The following is an 18,571-nucleotide window of genomic DNA, read 5'->3' on the forward strand; positions in this document are numbered from 1 at the left end:
GTACGCAACTCATTTTGAGGAACACGACGCAGCAGGTGGAGCAGGTTCGGGGCCACTGCCGTGGAGCGGGGCTGCATCCAGAAAGCGGAACTGCGGCATCGTCAACGTTTCGTCGACTGTTCCTCGAAGACCTTGACAGATACGTTCGCCACTTGTCGCAGTGCTTCGCGATCGGCGCCTGATGACGCCATCACGCCCATGCCGGCGGAGACCGCCGAAAGATAGCGCGCAAGCGCGGCAGCGTCGGCGGTCTGCTTCAGATCGCCCTCCTTCTTTGCCTTGACGAAGCGTTCGCGTAGCTGATCCTCGGTCAGTGCACGGCGCGCTGCGAGCTCAAAGGGAACGTTCTCCGAACCGGTACCGCAGGCAAGGCCGCCTTGCACGAGCAGGCAACCGGGCGGATTGTCAGGATCGGTTTGGATGTCCGCGGTCTCCATGAGCATCCGCTCCGCGACGTCGCGGGCGGTCGGCGCGCTCAAAACCCCCTCCATCCAGGCCGCACGTTTGGCCGTGTACCGGTCGAGGGCAGCCTTCAGGAGACCTTCCTTGTTTCCAAATGCCGCATAGAGGCTCGGCGGGTTAATGCCCATCGCCTCGGTAAGCTGGGCAATGGTCGAGCCCTCATAGCCATGTCTCCAGAAGACTTCCATCGCCTGATCCAATGCGGCATCGGCATCGAATTCTCTCGGGCGTCCCATGGCCATTCGCGTTACTCCCTTGAAGCCGACGCCGTTTTCCGCTCGGCGTTCAATCCTCTAACCTTCTGATCTATCGTGGTTCTTTTATTTGATTTCCAGTCTTGCGGCTTGCGACATAAGATTTTCGTAGTGCGCAGTACATAAGTATCTTGCAGACCGCCGTCCACCTCCATATCTGTAGCGATCACTACAGTTATGGAGCGCGCAAATGCCCCCATCCGCCAATACCTTCCATTCCGGTCGATTCAGACGCGTTGTCGGCGGCGTTGCCATCATCGGCGTCCTCGCGGCGGCCGGTTCGATCGCGAGCGGCCGCTATTTTCATGCAGCCCAGGCGACCACAGGGACCGCACCCGAGCAGGCGGTCTCCGTCACGATCGCGGTGGTCGAGCCGCGTAGGACCGCACTGTGGGATGACTTCTCTGGACGTCTCGAAGCCGTCAACCGCGTCGAGCTGCGCCCACGCGTCGCTGGCGCGATCCTGTCGGCCAACTTTGCCGAGGGCGCGCTGGTGAAAGCCGGCGATATCCTGTTCAAGATTGATCCGGCGCCCTATGCCGCCGAAGTGGATAAGGCGAGCGCGCAGCTCGAGGCAGCAAAGGCGCGCGCGATCTTCACTGCGAGCGAAGTCGAGCGCGGCGCACAGCTCGTCGGCAACGCCGTCGTCACGCGGCGCGATTTCGATCAGCGCGACAACGCCAATCGCGAAGCGATCGCCAATGTGAAGGCGGCCGAGGCGACGCTACAGACTGCAAAGCTCAATCTCGACTACACCGAAGTCCGCGCACCCGTCGATGGCCGCGTCGGCAAGATCGAGGTGACCGTCGGAAATCTTGTGGCCGCAGGGACTGCCTCCCCGGTCCTGACCTCTCTGGTCTCCGTCAACCCGATCTATGCAAGTTTCGATGCGGACGAAGAGATCGTGCTGCGGGCGCTGAATTCCATTGCAGATCATTCGGGCAAGCGCGGCAATCTTGATCAAATACCCGTCGAGATGAACACCTCCGGCGGCACATCGGCCAAAGGTCATATCCAGTTGATCGACAACCAGGTCAATGGCCAGAGCGGCACTATACGCGTCCGCGCGGTATTCCAGAACGAGGATGGACGCCTCATCCCCGGCCAGTTCGCGCGAGTGCGGATGGGCCAGCCTCAGCAACAGACGCTGGTGATGATTGACGAGCGAGCCATCGGTACCGATCAGGATAAGAAGTTCGTTATGGTGGTCAGCGACGACAACCGCGCGGTCTATCGCGGAGTAACGCTCGGCGGCGCTGTCGACGGGCTCCGCATCGTGACGGGTGGCCTAAAATCCGGTGACCGCATCGTCGTGAACGGCCTACAGCGGGTACGCCCGGGCGCGCTCCTAAAGACCGAAATTGCGGAGATGGGCTCGCGCGGACCGCAGCAAGCATCGAACTCCGGCGGCCGGCAAATCGTGCAGCGCTAACGACCGTCAGCGCTTGGGGCATAGCAATGAATCTCTCAAAGTTCTTCATCGATCGGCCGATTTTTGCCGGTGTGCTTTCGATCGTGATCTTCCTGGCCGGCCTGATCTCGCTCTTTGCCATGCCGATCTCGGAGTATCCGGACGTCGTGCCGCCCTCCGTGGTGGTGCGCGCGACCTACCCCGGCGCCAATCCGAAGGTGATCGCGGAGACAGTGGCAACGCCGATCGAGGAGCAGATCAACGGCGTGGAGAACATGCTCTATATGAGCAGCCAGGCAACCACCGACGGGGCGATGACGCTGACAGTGACGTTCCGCCTCGGCACCGATCCTGACAAGGCGACACAGCTTGTGCAGAACCGCGTGCAGCAGGCCGAGCCGCGCCTGCCGGCGGTAGTTCGCCAGCTCGGCATTATCACCAAGAAGAGCTCGCCCGACCTTACCATGGTCGTGCACCTGCTGTCGCCAAACAACCGCTACGACATGACGTATCTCCGCAACTACGCGGTGCTGAACGTCAAGGACCGCCTTGTGCGGATCGACGGCGTCGGTGATGTCCAGCTCTACGGTGCCGGCGACTACTCGATGCGCGTCTGGGTCGACCCGCAGAAGGCCGCCGAGCACGGCCTGACCGCAAGCGACATCGTGAAAGCGATCCAGGCGCAGAACGTCGAGGCGGCCGCCGGCGTGGTCGGCTCCTCGCCGAGCGTCAAGGGCATCGACCTTCAGATGTCGGTCAACGCCGAAGGTCGGCTCGCGAGTGAAGAACAGTTCGGCGACATCGTGGTCAAGACCGGTTCGCGTGGCGAGGTGGTGCGGCTGCGCGACGTCGCGCGCATCGAATTAGGTGCGTCCGAATACGGCCTGCGCTCGCTGCTCGACAACAAACAGGCGGTGGCGATCCCGATCTTCCAGGCACCCGGCTCCAACGCGCTCCAGATCTCCGACCACGTCCGCGCCACCATGGCCGAGATCAAGAAGAACATGCCCGAGGGCGTATCCTACCAGATCGTCTACGACCCCACACAGTTCGTGCGCTCGTCGATCGAGGCGGTGATCCACACGCTGCTGGAAGCGATCGCGCTGGTAGTACTGGTGGTCATCCTGTTCCTCCAAACCTGGCGGGCTTCCATCATTCCGCTCCTGGCCGTGCCGGTGTCGATCGTCGGCACATTCGCCGTGATGTACGTCTTCGGTTTCTCCATTAATGCGCTCAGCCTGTTCGGCCTGGTGCTCGCGATCGGCATCGTCGTCGACGACGCTATCGTCGTGGTCGAGAACGTCGAGCGCAACATCGAGGGCGGGCTGTCGCCGCGAGACGCAACCTACCAGGCGATGCGGGAGGTCTCCGGCCCCATCATCGCGATCGCACTGGTCTTGATCGCCGTATTCGTTCCCCTCGCCTTCATCTCCGGCCTCACCGGGCAATTCTACAAGCAGTTCGCGCTGACGATCGCGATCTCGACCGTGATCTCCGCGGTCAACTCTCTGACGCTGTCGCCGGCATTGTCGGCGTTGCTGCTCAAGGGCCACAATGAGCCCAAGGACAGGCTGACCCTCATTCTGGAAAAAGGGCTCGGCTGGTTCTTCCGCGGCTTCAACCGCGTCTTCGCGCGCGCCTCGGAGAATTATAGCGGCAGCGTGTCCAAAGTGATCTCCGGCAAGGCGGCGGTGATGGGCGTCTATGTGCTCCTGATTGGCCTGACCGCCCTGCTCTTCCAGCAGGTGCCGAGCGGCTTCGTCCCGGGTCAGGACAAGCAGTACCTCGTCGGCTTCGCACGCCTGCCCGACGGCGCCACGCTCGACCGCACCGAAGAGGTCATCCGCAAGATGAGCGACATTGCGCTGACGCAGCCCGGCATCGAGAGCTCGGTGGCGTTTCCCGGCCTGTCGATCTCCGGTTTCACCAACTCCTCCAACGCCGGAATCGTGTTCTCTACCTTGAAGCCGTTCGTCGAGCGCAAGGATCCCGAGCTGAGCGGCCCCGCGATCGCGGCCGAGCTGAACAAGAAGTATGCCGGGATCCAGGAGGCCTTCATCGCCATGTTCCCGCCGCCGCCGGTCAACGGGCTCGGCACCATCGGCGGCTTCAAGCTCCAGATCGAGGACCGCGCGGGCCTCGGCTATGATGCGCTGAACGAGGCAACCAACGCGTTCATGGCCGCGATGCAGAAGGCGCCGGAAATCGCCGGCGTCTTCTCGAGCTTCCAGGTCAACGTGCCACAGTTGTTCGCCGACATTGACCGCACCAAGGCCTTGCAGCTCGGCGTGCCCGTGACAGAGGTCTTCAACACGCTGCAGATCTATCTGGGCTCGTACTACGTCAACGACTTCAACAAGTTCGGGCGCACCTATTCGGTCCGTGTGCAGGCCGACGCGCCGTTCCGCGCGCGGGCCGACGACATCAGGCAATTGAAGGTGCGCTCGTCTTCCGGCGACATGATCCCGCTCTCGACGCTCTTGACGATTCGCCAGAGCGCCGGGCCTGAACGCGCGATCCGTTACAACGGTTTCTTGTCCTCCGACGTCAACGCCGCGGCAGCGCCCGGCTATTCCTCCGGCCAGGCCCAGGAAGCGGCCACGCGCATCGCCGCCGAAGTGCTACCGCCTGGCTTCGCGTTTGAATGGACCGACCTGACCTATCAGGAATTCATCGCCGGCAACTCCGGCATCTGGGTTTTTCCACTCGCGATCCTCCTCGTGTTCCTGGTGCTGGCTGCGCTCTATGAGAGCCTGACCCTGCCCCTGTCGATCATCATGATCGTGCCAATGGGATTGCTTGCCGCGATGTTCGGCGTCTGGATGTCGAAGGGCGACAATAACGTCTTCACCCAGATCGGATTGATCGTGCTGGTGGGATTGTCTGCCAAGAACGCGATCCTTATCGTCGAATTCGCGCGCGAACTGGAGTTCGCAGGTCGTTCGCCGATCCGGGCAGCGATCGAGGCAAGCCGTCTGCGTCTGCGTCCGATCCTGATGACCTCGATGGCATTCATCATGGGCGTGTTGCCCCTGGTGCTCTCGACCGGTGCCGGTTCGGAAATGCGCCGAGCTATGGGCGTCGCCGTCTTCTCCGGCATGATCGGCGTCACGGTGTTTGGCCTCTTCCTGACACCCGTGTTCTATGTTCTGTTGCGCACCGTCACGGGATTGAAGCCACTGACAAACCATTCCGCCAGTGTAGCGACTGGTCATGCGCCGGAGCCCGGTCGCTAATACGGGGCACTCTGATCGAACGACGGACAGTGGTTGGCCGCGGCCAAACGTCGAGCGCCCATAGGCCGCGGAACGCTGCGAGCCGCGGCCCTTCGGCGCGAGGCAGAACGAGCCGCGCACGATCGACGAATACGAATAGATCAATTTCGACGAGTACGACCGGGCGCGCGTGCTTGCAGTACGGCTTGAGACCTTGCGGTGAGCTGCTTGCATTGACGTTTCGGGGGCGCCAGCGGGCTCCAACCGTACGAAATCGCAGAAGATCGTAGCTTGGCGTAGAAAATCGTAGCCCGTGGTAGCGGGGGGCCGCTACCGCCTTTCCCCACATCAACCGAACCTCCGATATCTTCTTCAGCATTCCGACTCATGGAGGCGACCGAGCAGATCGGGTCGTGGAACGCACCGCACACGGCGAGCTTCTCCACGGGCACTGTGGAACTGGGATGGCACCGCTATAGCTGGCCGGGGCCGCTTTGGGATGGTATCGTCTTCAGGAGCTATTGAAGCTCCGAGACCGAGGATTTCGCTTACGCGATCAATCGCGGTCGAGACAATGGCCCTCGAAGAGATGCACTCCAAAGTCAAGCGGAAGATCGCGCCGGCGGTCGGATGGCGCGGAAAATGGAGGACGTTATGGCGTCCTGGCGTGACGACAGGGTCAGGGCAACCCTGATCCGCGATGCAGCGGGAAGCGTTCAGCCGGGCAAGACCCCCCGGACTTTTGCCGAGCTTCTGTTCGGCCACACCAATAGCGAGGATCTCACCAGTTACGATGCCGCGTCCCTCGCCTTCCTGGCGGAAGAGGCTTGGGAGCATGTGCAGCAACGCGCGGCAGGCCGTGCCGATATCCGCGTCATCAATCCAATGATGCCGGACGGGCGCGAGATTTCCGTGCTCGAAGTTCTCAACGACAACATGCCCTTCCTCTTCGATTCGACTATGGCGGAACTCGCCGAGCAGGGCATCGAAGTCACACTGGTCGCCCATCCGATCATAGCCGTCGAGCGCGATGCGTACGGCAAGCTGCTGCGTTTCTATGGCGAAACACTGCCCGAAGGGTCAAAGGGCGAGCGCGAAAGCCTGATCCATCTGCATATCGCCCGTCTCGACGCCGCTGACGACCGGCAGAAACTGATCGACGGCCTCACCCAGACGCTAAACGACGTGCGCGCTTGCGTGACCGACTGGCGAGCCATGCGCGCCCGCGTCGAAGGAGCGATCAAGACCTTGAGCTCCAATCCGCCGCCGCTGCCGATTGACGAGCTCGCCGAAGCCAACCAGTTCCTGCAATGGCTGTGCGCCGACAATTTCACCTTCCTGGGCCTGCGCGAATATCGCTTCTCGCCCGACAGCGCTGCGTCGGACGAGATCGGCAGCGGCGAAGGTCTCGGCATCCTGCGTGATCCTGATGTGAGGGTGCTGCGCCGCGGCACCGAAATGGTGGTGATGACACAGGAAATCCGCGAGTTTATGCGCGAGCCGACACTCCTGATCGTTGTCAAGGCCAATGTCAGCAGCCGCGTCCATCGCCGCGTCCGGATGGACTACGTAGGCATCAAACTGTACACAGCGGACGGCCGGCTCGACGGCGAACTGCGCCTCGTCGGTCTGTTCACCTCGGGCGCCTATACTCGTTCGGTGCGACAAATCCCCTATGCCCGCCACAAGGTGGCGCAGGTGCTCGAGCGCGCCGGCTTCGATCCCAACAGCCATTCCGGAAAGGCACTGCTGCATATCCTCGAAGAATATCCGCGCGACGAGATCGTCCAGGTCGATATCGAGACGCTCTATAATTTCGTCATGGAAATCCTGATGCTTTATGAGCGCCCTCGCTTGCGGGCGTTGGCACGAGCTGACAAGTTTGACCGCTTCGTCTCCATCCTCGTGTTCATTCCGCGCGAGAAGTATGACACCGACGTACGGACGCGTGTCGCCGCCTTCCTGGCCCAGGTATACAAGGGGACCTTGGCAGCCTCCTACGTGTCCTTCCCCGAAGGTCCGCTTGCGCGCGTCCACTACATCATCGGGCGCTATGAAGGCAAAACGCCCGTCGTCGAGCGCGCCACGCTTGAAAGCGGGATCAGCGCAATCATCGCAACATGGGGCGACAAGCTGAAAGCCGCGCTTGCGACCACCACTGACGGCATGCGGGCTCGCCTGCTCGCCAACCGTTATGCCCGGGCCTTTACCGGCGGCTATACGGAGATCTTCGACGCCTCACAGGCCATCACTGACATCGCCACTATCGAAAAGCTCAACGCCGCTCGTCCCGTGGCGCTTTCGGTCTACCGCATCGACGGCGATGATCCGACGCGTTTCGGCCTTAAGGTCTTTTCGCGCGGCACGCCGCTATCACTGTCCTATCGCGTCCCGGTCATCGAAAATCACGGCCTGCGCGTCGTCAACGAGCGCACCTACCAGATTACGCCCAGCGCCACGCCTATACCCGCACCGGTTTGGCTACACGACATGACGATCGAGGCCAATGACGGCAAGCCGATCGTTATTACCGAGGAATTCGGCCGTCGCCTGGAAGCCTCGATCATGGCGGTGGTGGGCGATCGCGCCGAATCCGACGGATACAACGCCCTTATCCTGCGCACGCGCTTGAGCTGGCGCGAAGTTTCGGCCATCCGCGCGCTCTCCCACTACCTGCACCAGATCCGCGCTCCGTTCAGCCAGGACTATATGTGGGGGACGTTGCGCAAGAACAGCGCAATCACTACCAGCATCGTCGCGCTGTTCCAGGCTCGCTTCGACCCGCGGCTCGCCGCCACCAATGCCGAGCGCTCGGCGCGGGAGACGGCTCTCCTCGCCGAGATTGAGGAGCTGCTCAAATCCGTCGCCTTGTTAGACGAAGACCGCATTCTGCGCCGCTTCACCAATCTGGTGCAGGCCATCGTCCGCACCAATCTGTGGCAAATTGGTCAGGACGGACATCCGCGCCCGGTGATTTCCTTCAAGTTCGACGCCCGCAAAATCGATGACCTGCCGGCTCCGCGACCGCTGCACGAGATCTTTGTCTATTCGCCGCGTCTCGAAGGTATCCATCTACGTTTCGGCAGGGTCGCGCGCGGCGGCCTGCGCTGGTCCGACCGGCCGCAGGATTTCCGCACCGAGATCCTCGGCCTTGTCAAGGCACAGCAGGTCAAGAACGCCGTCATCGTGCCGGTCGGAGCTAAGGGCGGCTTCGTGCCCAAGCGCCTGCCGCCGCCCTCCAATCGTGAGGCCTGGATGGCGGAAGGCACCGAAGCCTATCGCATCTTCGTTCGCTCGCTGCTCGAACTTACCGACAATCTCGATGGCGATGCGATCGTGCCGCCCGACGACACTGTGCGGCACGACGAGGATGATCCGTATCTCGTCGTCGCGGCCGACAAGGGCACGGCGACTTTCTCCGACACCGCCAACGCGATCTCAGTCGAGAAGGGCCATTGGCTCGGTGACGCTTTCGCCTCCGGCGGCAGCCAAGGTTATGACCATAAGAAGATGGGCATCACCGCGCGCGGTGCGTGGGAAGCAGTCAAGCGCCATTTCCGCGAGCTCGGCACCGATATCCAGACCATACCCTTCACCGTTGCAGGTGTCGGCGATATGTCCGGCGACGTCTTCGGCAATGGCATGCTGCTTTCGCCGGCGACCAGGCTAGTGGCAGCCTTCGACCACCGGGACATCTTCATCGATCCCTCGCCCGACCCTGCCATCAGCCACGCCGAGCGCCTGCGCTTGTTCCACATGCCGCGGTCGAGCTGGCAGGACTACAACAAATCGCTGATCTCGCAGGGCGGCGGCGTGTTCTCGCGTTCACTCAAGGCAATTCCACTCGCACCGGAGGTGCGGGCCCTGCTTGATCTCGACAAGACGCAAGCCACGCCTTTCGAGGTGATGACGGCGATACTGAAGGCACGGGTCGACCTGCTCTGGTTTGGCGGCATCGGCACCTACATCCGCGCGTCGATCGAAAGCGACGATCAGGTGGGCGATCGCGCCAATGATCCGATCCGTGTCACCGGCTCTAATGTCCGCGCCCGGGTGATCGGCGAAGGTGCCAATCTCGGCGCGACCCAGCGCGGCCGCATCGAAATGGCGCAGAGAGGCGTCAAACTCAACACCGATGCCATCGACAATTCGGCGGGAGTGAACACTTCCGACGTCGAGGTCAATATCAAGATTGCGCTGGCGCGTCCCGAACGCGAGGGACGCCTCAGTTCGAGTGACCGCAACAGCCTGCTTGCCGCGATGACCGACGAGGTCGGCACGCTGGTGCTTCGCAACAATTACCTTCAGTCGCTGGCGTTGTCGCTAGCCGAACGCAAGGGCGTGGCCGACAATGGCTTCCTTGCTCGCCTGATGCAAGCGCTCGAGCGGAGGGCCCTCCTCGACCGCGCCGTTGAGTTCCTGCCGGACGACGTCGCGATCGCCGCGCGCACTCAGCGCGGCCAACCCTTTACGCGGCCGGAACTCGCCGTCCTGCTCGCCTACGCCAAGCTTACACTTTACGATGATCTGCTCGTCACAAGCGTGCCGGACGACCCTTATCTCATCGGCGAATTGTCAACATATTTCCCGCACGAGATTCGAGACAAGTTTCCCGATTCCATGAAACACCATCGTCTGCGCCGGGAGATCATCTCCACCAATCTTGCCAATGCCGTAATCAATCGGGGCGGCCCGACCTGCATCGGCCGCCTCATCGATGAGACGGACGCCGACGTATCCACCATCGCCATGGCCTTCGTGGCGGTGGAGGAATCTTACGGTCTCGAGCGGCTGAACAACGCGATTGATGCGCTTGACACGGAGATCAACGGTCAAGTCCAACTCGGCCTCTACGCGGCGATTCAGGATCTCCTGCTCTCCCGCATGATCTGGTATGTGCGCAACGTTGATTTCAAAGCCGGCCTGGACGCGGTCATCTCGCGCTTCGGCCCGGGTATCCGCCAGATCGCCGCCGGGCTCGACAACGCCCTGCCGCAGGATTTTCAGGCTGGCCGCAGCAAGCGGCGACGGGACCTGGTCGATGCCGGCGTCCCCACCGACCTCGCAAACGAACTCGCCGATCTCGACGCCTTGGTCTCCGCACCGGATATCGTGACTGTCGCCGAGCGCACCACCCGCGCGATCGGCGACGCCGCCACGACCTTCTTCGCTGCCGAGGCCAATTTCCACCTTCATCCCATCATCGTCGCCGCGCGCAGCGTTCCGGCAAACGATCATTTCGAACGCCTTGCCATCGACCGCGCGATTGACCAGATCGCAGCAGCCGAAAGAAGATTGGCCGCGGATATGCTGACAACCGGCCAATGCGGACAGCAGGCTACCGAGATCTGGCTCGCGGCTCATCCTGAGGCGACGCGTATCCGCCGCTCCATCGAGGAGATCGCTGTCAGCGGACTGACGCTCGCCAAGCTGACTGTGACGGCGAACCTGCTGGGGGATTTGGTGAAGAGTTGATGGGCGCGCGGCGGCGAGACGAGAGTTGCGTGAAAGCGAACGTTCACCAACGGTTTCGGTTCAGTCACAACTTGGGTCATGCATCAGAGCCGCTGTCCTGGCGCCGCGTGGAGCGTCTCTTCCTGCGGGCGGCGCCACTTTGTCGCTACCTGGCATTTCCCGAACTGCCAATTGCTGTGTCGATAGCCGAGAACAAGGTTTCATGGAACGCTAGGCCGCAGCCGCCGGGCGACCGGCCTGCAGCCACGCATAAGTGTCGTCGAGTGCACGTCCGGCGCGCGCATACATCTCGCCGATCTCGGCCTTGGTGATGATCATCGGCGGGCAGAAGTTCACGGTGTCTCCGAGCGCACGCGTGATCAGACCGTGCTTGAGGGCCCGTTCTCCGACGTAAGCGGCAACGCCCCAGGAGCAGAACATCGATGTCCGCGTCATCCAGGTGCTGCTCGGTCACGCCAAGCTCGACACCACGGCGCTCTATACCCGCGTCGCCACCAAGACGATCAGCGAGGTCATGAGCCCGCTGGAGCACATCGCGCTCAAGCTCAAGGAGGTCCGGCCGCCCGGCTGACGCGGCGCGCATGTCGCGCCCGGCTCTGGGGGTTGCGGAGATCTTCCGCGACCGTGGCCCGGCATGGCGTCAGGCCCATGCCGGCCGTGTCAGCCCCGAGCAATTGAAGGTGATGTCGGCGATCGAGCGCTGCCGCACGGCAGCCCTCGGCGGCCATGTCGCGCGCTGCGAGGACTGCGCCTATACAACGATCGCCTACAACTCCTGCCTTATGGGCAAAGCCGGTAATGGGGAGCTGGCGGCAACTTGATCGCGCTCCTGCACTAATCACCGCCAACCCCGCTCTCCATTACGAGGTACGCCTGAGAAGTTCGATCAGCTTGTCGGTGGGCTGGAAGACGCCGCGCCGCAGGTGGGGCGGCACGATCGCCTCCATCGCATCGAGCTTCTCGGTCGGATCGCCGCGCGTGTAGACCTCGGTGGTCGTCAGCGTAGCGTGGCCCAGCCATAGCGACACCTTCCGGATGTCCCCGGTCGCTTGCAGGACGACCATCGCGCAGGTGTGCCTGAGCACATGGGGCGAGACGCGTTTCCTGGCGAGACCGGACTGCTTGCGAGCCGCAGTCGCGGCGTGCTGCCTGAGCAGATAGGCAAAGCCCCATCGGCTCAGCGGCTCACCGCGGGCGTTGACGAACACCTCGGGTGTCGCGACCTGCCCGCGGATGGCCAGCCAGGCACGCAGTGCAGCGGCCGCCGGCTTCCACAACGGCAGCGTCCGCTCCCGGCGTCCCTTGCCGAGCACGCGGATGCTCATCGAAGGCAGGTCGATGTCATCGACCTTGAGGCCCGTCAGCTCGGAGACGCGCAGCCCTGCGCAGACGGCCACGTGCAGCATTGCGCGATCGCGGATGCCATCGCGTGTCGCCGGATCGGGAGCGTCGAGCACGGCTTGGAGCTCTTCGCGCAGAAGGTAGGGCACCAGGCGCGTGTCAGTTTTCTTGAACGGGATCGCCAGTACACGGCGGATCTGCTCGAGCGCTGCCGGCTGTCGGTACTCGAGGAAGCGAAAGAACGACTTGATCGCCGCCAGGCGAACGTTGCGCGTCACGGCCGCGTTTTTGCGCTCGTCCTCAAGATGCTCGAGGAAGGCGCTGACGAGCCCAGCATCGATCTGCTCGAGCGTCAGCGCCGATGGTTTGACCTTGAGCCGGTCGGCGGCGAACACGAACAGCAGCTGGAAGCTCGAGGCATAGGAGTCCCTCGTGTGCCGGCTGGCGCCCCGCTGGCAAGCGAGTGTGTCGCGCAGGAACGTCTCGATGAGGGGAGCGATCGGCGTCATGATGACCTCCCTTCGGACATAAACGCTTCGCCGGCCGTGGCGACATCGCGCAAGAGGTCGGGCGTGGCCTCGAGGTACCAGTAGGTCGCGTAGATGTTGACGTGACCCATGTAGGTCGCGAGTGCCGCCATGTGTGCCCCGCACCGGCCTCGGCCGGTAGGGCTGCCTTGCAGCGCGCGCACCGCAAACGTGTGCCGCAGATCGTGCAGGCGAGGACGGCGAGCCGACGTCGATCTGATGCCAGCCTTGTCGACCAGCCTGTCGAAGGTCTCCTTGACGGCAATGTAGCGTAGCGGCCGATTGCGCTTGTCGATGAACACCGGATCATCGTCTGAGCCGGGCCCGCGACGTGCCAGGTATCGCTGCAAGCCGGCGGCCGCCGTGTCGTGCAGCGGCACCAGTCGCGTCTTGCGGAACTTGGTCTCGCGGATCAGCAGACCGTCGCGGGTCACGTCCGCGATCGTCAGCTTCAGGGCTTCGGAGATCCTGAGCCCAGTGGATGAGAGCAGCGCGATCAAGGTCGCTTGCGTGTGCGGGCGCAAGCCGCGCATTGGCCGAAGCCGCAGCGCAGCTTCGACCAGCCGACTGATCTCGTCTGTCGTGTAGATGTGCGGCGTGCGACGCTTCTTACGGGCGCCGAAGTGATTTGCCGGCGGCAGCTCGTGCCCGACGTCCTCCACCCGGACATGGCGTACGAAGCGACAGACGGCTCTGAGCCGTGCATCGCGTTGCGCGACGGATGGTCCGAGCGCGGCCCAGTCGATCGCTGTTTTTGTTTCGACGTACGTTTGTCCGCGCTCGGCCGCGAAGGCGGCAAAGCTCTTCAGCAGGTACTCCGCGGTCGACATCGCGAAGCCCGTGGTGCGGCGGAGCGCGAGATAGGTCTCGATGGCGTCGAGCATCAGAGCGCCTCCGGCCAGGGCTGAGCAACCTGCTTCAGCAGCGCGACGTCGGCCTTTGCGTAATAGGCCGTCGTGTCGATGCCGCGATGCCGAAGGACGAGGCCGATCTTGTCGAGCGGCACGCCGTGGCGCAGCATCTCGGTCGCCGCGGTGTGCCGCAGAGCGTGGGCCCCTTTGACCGGCGGCACGATGTCGGCCCGCTTCATGATACGCTTCACCACCGACGAGATGCCGTCGCCTCGTCGGAATGGCCGGCACGGCGCGATCGTGCGCAGGAACAAGACATCGTTCCGGCGGGTAGACGGCCGGCATTCGAGGTAGGCGGCGATCGCATCCCCGACGTCTTGCGGTAGCGGCAGCCGGACCTCGTAGCGCGACTTGCCGCAGACCCGCAGCGATCCCGTTTGCCACTCGATATCGGTGAGACGCAGTTGCGCCACGTCACCGGCCCGCAGGCCGAGGCGCACCAACAAAAGTACGATCGCACGATCACGCCGGCGCGCACCGGCATCGCCGTCACAGGCAGCGATCAGCCGGTCGACCTGCTCGGTCGATAGATACCGGGGCATGTCGGCAAGCTGCCAATGAGCGTAGGCCGGAACGGCGCCCTCGAGACCTGCCTGACAACGGCCTGCGACTGCGAGATACCGCAGGAAAGCCCGCAGGCTCGTCGTAATCTTCTCGATCGTGCCACTCCCGCTATTGCTCGCCCGCTCCAGGAAGTAACTGCGGACATCGTTCGGCCTCCAGCCGGCCGGGTCAGATCGAAGCTCCATCATCAGGCCCGCGGCGTCGCGGGCGTAGAGCCTGACGGTGGCATCGGATGCGCCGCGATGCTTGCGCAGCCACGTCTTGAAGTCCGCGACCAGCTGCGGCTCGGCGGGTGCTGCCCCCACGGCCGCGGACCGGCAAAGGCCGAGCTCGACGAGGTGCCGACGAAAGAGCCTGGCACCGTAGATGGTGTGGTGGTTGCGCCGGCCGCCTTTGGCGCGTGGACACCGGCAAGTGCGCAGGTGCTCGCCGAACGCGGCGAGATCAACGTCCGTCAGGCCCGCGCCTTGCTCGGCCATGACATGGCCGATGTGAGCCGCCGCTCGCAAATAGCGTACCGCTGTCTCGGGGCCATAGCCCTGCTGCTCCAGCGCCGCTGCAAACCCGTCAAGGTAAGGCCCGCTCGGCCCACTGCGCAGATGCCCCAGCATCTTCGCTGCCGAGAAGTACGTCTCCAACATGTCCGTCTCCGTATGTGACCGGCCATCAGTGGCCGACCCAACGGGGCCGCACGGGCGACTTGTAATGGAGAGCTCGAGAGCGGCAATACACAGGAAAATACGGTGATCGCGATTGCCAGCTCCCCATTACCGGCTTTGCCCATAAGGCAGGTAATGGGCGACGCCCATTACCTGCCGCAACCCCCACTGCCCGAAGTGCCAGGGTGCCGCGGCAAAGGACTGGCTGGCTGCGCGTGAGGCCGATCTGTTGCCGGTGCCGATCCCAAGCACCTCGGCGGCGCCCGGGTCGGCGTGACTTCCGTCCTGCACACCTGGGGCTCGGCACTGACCCATCACCCACACGTCCACATGATCGTGCCGGGCGGCGGCATCTCGCTCGACGGCAAAGGCTGGATATCTTGCCGGCCTGGCTTCTTCCTCCCCGTCGCCGACGATGGTCGAACCGGCATCGGCAAGCCTCTCGAGCGCGAACGCGTAATCGTCCCACTCTTCACCGATGCAATCATTGTGGGACGCGAACGCGTGTCGGTGCCGACAGGCGGGCGGCCTCGGGTCGAGCTAGCCTGCGTTCCGCCGTCTGAAGCAGCACCCGAAGAATGCAGGCCGTGAGAAGAGCGACCAGCGGATTGCTGGTCGCTCTCCTCCGACGAGGCTTCATGAGGTGGCGCTGATCATTGAGATCGCCGCACGCATCAGCCCCATTTCATTTCGCCTTTGGCGACCTTGGAGCCGATATCGAGGGCGACGCCCATCCCGAGATTGGGAAACCGCGCTTCCATCGCAGCTTTCAGCGCCGCGCTGTCCTTGGCCTTGGCCAATTCCACTTCGAATGCGACCAGATAGGCCTTGGTGTGCTGAACGCCTGAAGGATCGGTTGTCGCATCAGGCTTCATATTGCCGGCCACCACAACGGCCGGCTTGCGGGCGGCAATCTTGTCGAGGTTTGCGATCCAGGCAGCGCGAAAGCTGTCGGCGTGTCGGCGGTCCAGACGTGGACACCGGAGAAGATCATGACGCCGCCGAAAACAGCCTTGAGCGATGGCACCCAAAGATAGCGACGGTGGGCCAGGCCTTCCGCGGCGATGATTTCGATGGTCTCGCCGTCGACCGTCAGAGATGGACCGTCAAATGCCTGTGGCAGAATGACATCGGAGAGGGTCTGCGGGCCGTTCTCCTTGAGCTGCGGTCCCCATACGGCAAGCTTCTTCTCGACATTGCCTTTGATCGCTTCGAGCGTCGCCGCGGCGGCGATCACCTTCACACTCGGAAGGGCGTCGCGGACTGGCTTCAGACTGAAGTAGTAATCCGGATCCGACTGGCTGATGTAGATCGCAGTAAGCTTCTTGCCGGTCGCCTTGATCGCGTCGGCCAACGCGCGGCCATCTGGATAATTGAAGCCGCCGTCGATCAGAAGGGCTTCGGTCGGGCCGGATAATAGCACCGGGGCGCGGAAGAATCCGTTGGGACCCGCTGGAAAATGCTTCCAGCTCAATTTGGATTCGGCGGCATGGCCGAACTCCGCTGAGGCAAAGACGGCTGTTGCGCCGGCCGCAGGGTTTTCATCACGATATCTCTCCGGGTGTACATCTGGATCTCCATTGGTTTTTGCGAAACGATCGAACGTTGCCGGGAGGCAAGTGAAGTATTCCGGCAATCTCTACGTGAAAACGGCGGAGCCTTGAGCCGATTGGCGGGATCAGGCGGCCTGCAGCTGTGAAACGAAAAGGTCCAAGCGACCGAACAGGAGGTTGCCGCGCAGCAGATGGCGTTCGGTGCCATCGCCCACGAGCAAGGCCGGAACGCCGGAAATGCCGAACCGCTGCATCTCGGACCGTGCTGCCTCGATTTGCCGGCGATAGGCCTGCGTCAGTTCATCGTCCAGCGTTCGCACGCGTTCAGCCGCGGCAGGTAGGCCGATCGACCGAAGGATGTCGCCGACCTCGGGCAGACTGCCAATGTCCCGTCCATCCACATAGCGGGCACGCTGGATCGCCTTGAGAGCTTCGAACTCCCTGGTGGGCTCGGTGACGCGCACGGCGACCAGGCCGAGGGTTGCCGGCGCCGAGTCGAACATGCAGCCGGTCTTGCCCAGGACCCGGGAACGGTAGACTTCGGAAAAAGGCTGGCCCGTCAGGCGCGCAATCCGCTCGTCGTTCTGCCAAGCATAGGCCGCGAATTGCGCATCCATCGAGCGCGCCCCCTCGCCCGCGAACAGACCGGTCGGCGCAAATTCAAGCGTTACATCGTCCCGCCGGGCGAGTTTCTCCAGCGCAGGTCCCGCGTCATTGCACCAGCCGCAAAGCGGATCGACTAGATAGGTCACGCGCATGAGCAGTCTCGCCTTCGATTTCGTTGACGGCGAGATAAGCGAGTTCTATTCATCGATAAATAGCATGTAATAGTACATACTGTATGCTAATAACTTACAATACGCTTCCGGAGGCAAGGCATGGAATCGATCAATCTCAACCGCCTTGCCTACTTTGCGGCTGTCGTGGATGCGACTTCCTTCACCGGCGCGGCGGACAGGCTCGGTATCACGAAGACCGTGGTCAGCCAGCAAGTCGCCAAGCTCGAGCAGGAGCTCAAAACCGGTCTGCTTGTTCGCACTACCAGGCGTGTCGAGCCGACGGAAGCCGGCCGCTTGCTTCACGCGCGCTGCGTCATGATCTTGCGAGAAGCTGAAAATGCATTCGCGGAACTGGCTCAGACGAATGCAGAGCCGATGGGACTTCTGCGGATCGCTGCTCCAAACGATTATGGCTCATGCACGCTTGCGCGGCTGGCGGCGGCGTTTTCGCGAAAACATCCGGCCTGCCGTGTCGACTTGATACTGGCCGACAGCAAGATCGACCTCGTTGCGAACCAGATCGACCTCTCGATCCGCGTTGGCAGGCTCGACGATTCGAACCTGCAGACCAGACGAATTGGGAGTTTTCGGCAGTTGCTGGTGGCCGCGCCGGGCCTCGTCAAGAGAGGCACTGTGGTACAGCCGAAAGATCTGGCATCCCTGCCCTTCGTTACCAACGGCGCGCTCAAAAAGCCGCTGCAATGGCACTTTACCAAGAACGATTTTGAGCGGCAGGCGGTTCGCATGAATCAAACGCTGACCATCAATACAACTCCGGCAGTCCTCGCCGCGACCCTCGCCGGCGCGGGTCTCGCCGTGCTTCCCGATTTCTTGGTCATGGAAGACATCAAGGCTGGCAGACTAACGCACATACTGCCGACGTGGACGCTTCCGGCCGGGGGCATCCATGCCGTTTACCCGGCCGCGCGTTTCCGCCCGCCCAAGGTCACCGCATTCGTGGCGATGCTGATGGAACAGCACAAGCGCACGGCGCTGACCAGGCTGGGAAGGTAGGGGCTCGTGATCTTTGCCTCGACGGCCATATCTCCTCGCAACGAACATGAGGTTGGACGCGGGGCAGTACTGTCTTTGGCCCTCGACGACCTCCTTGCATCTTCGGTCCACCGTTTACTGCGATTTTGTGATTTCGCGTAGGTCACCCTTCTCCTTGGATCAGACTCGCAGCATTTTACGGGTGTCGCCAAACTGCTCGGAGTAGCCAGTCGCAGCTTTGTTTAATGGTCAGAGTCAAAAATCCACGGCTGCCAGAAGCGACTAATTTCACTGGCCAAAGCCTGGCTGGGGCGGGAGGGATCGAACTCCGACATCCAATTGAAAAAAGCCCTTTGAAATGTCGAGAGAATTTCGCTTTGTCTGCCTTGTTTCCAGCCCCGGAGACTTTTCGGTCATCCGGTGGGAG

11 protein-coding genes and 3 pseudogenes are annotated in these 18,571 nt (G+C 62.7%); 7 read left to right on the top strand and 7 right to left on the bottom strand.

Annotated features, from left to right (window positions below):
- Window positions 1-101: 101 nt before the first annotated feature.
- On the bottom strand, window positions 102-704 hold the full coding sequence (locus CQ13_RS13355) for a TetR/AcrR family transcriptional regulator (protein WP_057843326.1): 603 nt from the start codon (window positions 702-704) through the stop codon (window positions 102-104).
- Window positions 705-906: 202 nt separating this feature from the next.
- Between CQ13_RS13355 and CQ13_RS13360 the strand changes: the two genes are divergently transcribed.
- From CQ13_RS13360 to CQ13_RS13370, 3 genes are all read left to right on the top strand, one after another.
- Window positions 907-2,148, top strand: coding sequence for an efflux RND transporter periplasmic adaptor subunit (locus CQ13_RS13360; protein WP_057843327.1), 1,242 nt, complete (start codon window positions 907-909; stop codon window positions 2,146-2,148).
- Window positions 2,149-2,174: 26 nt separating this feature from the next.
- Window positions 2,175-5,363, top strand: coding sequence for an efflux RND transporter permease subunit (locus tag CQ13_RS13365; RefSeq protein ID WP_057843328.1), 3,189 nt, complete (start codon window positions 2,175-2,177; stop codon window positions 5,361-5,363).
- A gap of 621 nt (window positions 5,364-5,984) precedes the next feature.
- The gene (locus CQ13_RS13370; RefSeq protein WP_057843538.1) at window positions 5,985-10,817 is read left to right on the top strand and encodes an NAD-glutamate dehydrogenase; all 4,833 of its coding nucleotides are present in this window, start codon (window positions 5,985-5,987) and stop codon (window positions 10,815-10,817) included.
- A 210-nt stretch (window positions 10,818-11,027) separates the two neighbouring features.
- On the opposite strand, the gene CQ13_RS13375 is transcribed toward CQ13_RS13370, so the two are convergent.
- Window positions 11,028-11,252 (bottom strand): hypothetical protein, encoded by a 225-nt coding sequence (locus CQ13_RS13375; RefSeq protein ID WP_197427325.1) that lies wholly within the window; start codon window positions 11,250-11,252, stop codon window positions 11,028-11,030.
- A gap of 4 nt (window positions 11,253-11,256) precedes the next feature.
- Here CQ13_RS13375 and CQ13_RS40960 point away from each other — a divergent pair, with 4 nt between their 5' ends.
- Both CQ13_RS40960 and CQ13_RS13380 read left to right on the top strand, forming a co-directional pair.
- Window positions 11,257-11,388 carry a hypothetical protein gene (locus CQ13_RS40960; RefSeq protein ID WP_430649683.1) on the top strand — a complete coding sequence of 44 codons (132 nt, stop codon included), beginning with the start codon at window positions 11,257-11,259 and terminating at the stop codon, window positions 11,386-11,388.
- Between the two features lie 10 nt (window positions 11,389-11,398).
- Window positions 11,399-11,596 (top strand): annotated as a pseudogene (locus tag CQ13_RS13380) (transposase zinc-binding domain-containing protein); the annotation flags it as partial.
- 81 nt (window positions 11,597-11,677) lie between these two features.
- On the opposite strand, the gene CQ13_RS13385 reads toward CQ13_RS13380, so the two are convergent.
- From CQ13_RS13385 to CQ13_RS13395, 3 genes are read right to left on the bottom strand one after another with little or no spacing between them, the layout of a single operon-like run.
- Entirely contained in the window at window positions 11,678-12,667 is a 990-nt protein-coding gene (locus tag CQ13_RS13385; protein WP_057843331.1) for a tyrosine-type recombinase/integrase, read from the bottom strand.
- Window positions 12,664-13,569, bottom strand: coding sequence for a tyrosine-type recombinase/integrase (locus CQ13_RS13390; RefSeq protein ID WP_057843332.1), 906 nt, complete (start codon window positions 13,567-13,569; stop codon window positions 12,664-12,666). The genes CQ13_RS13385 and CQ13_RS13390 overlap by 4 nt, the downstream gene beginning before the upstream one ends.
- Window positions 13,569-14,771, bottom strand: a complete 1,203-nt coding sequence (locus CQ13_RS13395; RefSeq protein ID WP_245309158.1) for a tyrosine-type recombinase/integrase — start codon at window positions 14,769-14,771, stop codon at window positions 13,569-13,571. The genes CQ13_RS13390 and CQ13_RS13395 overlap by 1 nt, the downstream gene beginning before the upstream one ends.
- Before the next feature lie 199 nt (window positions 14,772-14,970).
- Here CQ13_RS13395 and CQ13_RS40965 point away from each other — a divergent pair.
- Window positions 14,971-15,227 (top strand): annotated as a pseudogene (locus tag CQ13_RS40965) (transposase); the annotation flags it as partial.
- A gap of 266 nt (window positions 15,228-15,493) precedes the next feature.
- On the opposite strand, the pseudogene CQ13_RS13405 reads toward CQ13_RS40965, so the two are convergent.
- Together CQ13_RS13405 and CQ13_RS13410 are read right to left on the bottom strand one after the other, a co-directional pair.
- A pseudogene (locus CQ13_RS13405) lies at window positions 15,494-16,388 on the bottom strand (MBL fold metallo-hydrolase).
- A 109-nt stretch (window positions 16,389-16,497) separates the two neighbouring features.
- Complete coding sequence (locus CQ13_RS13410; protein WP_057843334.1) at window positions 16,498-17,130, bottom strand: DsbA family protein; 633 nt, start codon at window positions 17,128-17,130, stop codon at window positions 16,498-16,500.
- 120 nt (window positions 17,131-17,250) lie between these two features.
- On the opposite strand from CQ13_RS13410, the gene CQ13_RS13415 reads away from it, so the two are divergent.
- The gene (locus CQ13_RS13415) at window positions 17,251-18,165 is read left to right on the top strand and encodes a LysR family transcriptional regulator (protein ID WP_057843335.1); all 915 of its coding nucleotides are present in this window, start codon (window positions 17,251-17,253) and stop codon (window positions 18,163-18,165) included.
- The last annotated feature ends 406 nt before the right edge of the window (window positions 18,166-18,571 follow it).

The sequence above is a fragment of the Bradyrhizobium retamae genome, from assembly GCF_001440415.1.
Classification (GTDB): Bacteria; Pseudomonadota; Alphaproteobacteria; order Rhizobiales; family Xanthobacteraceae; genus Bradyrhizobium; species Bradyrhizobium retamae.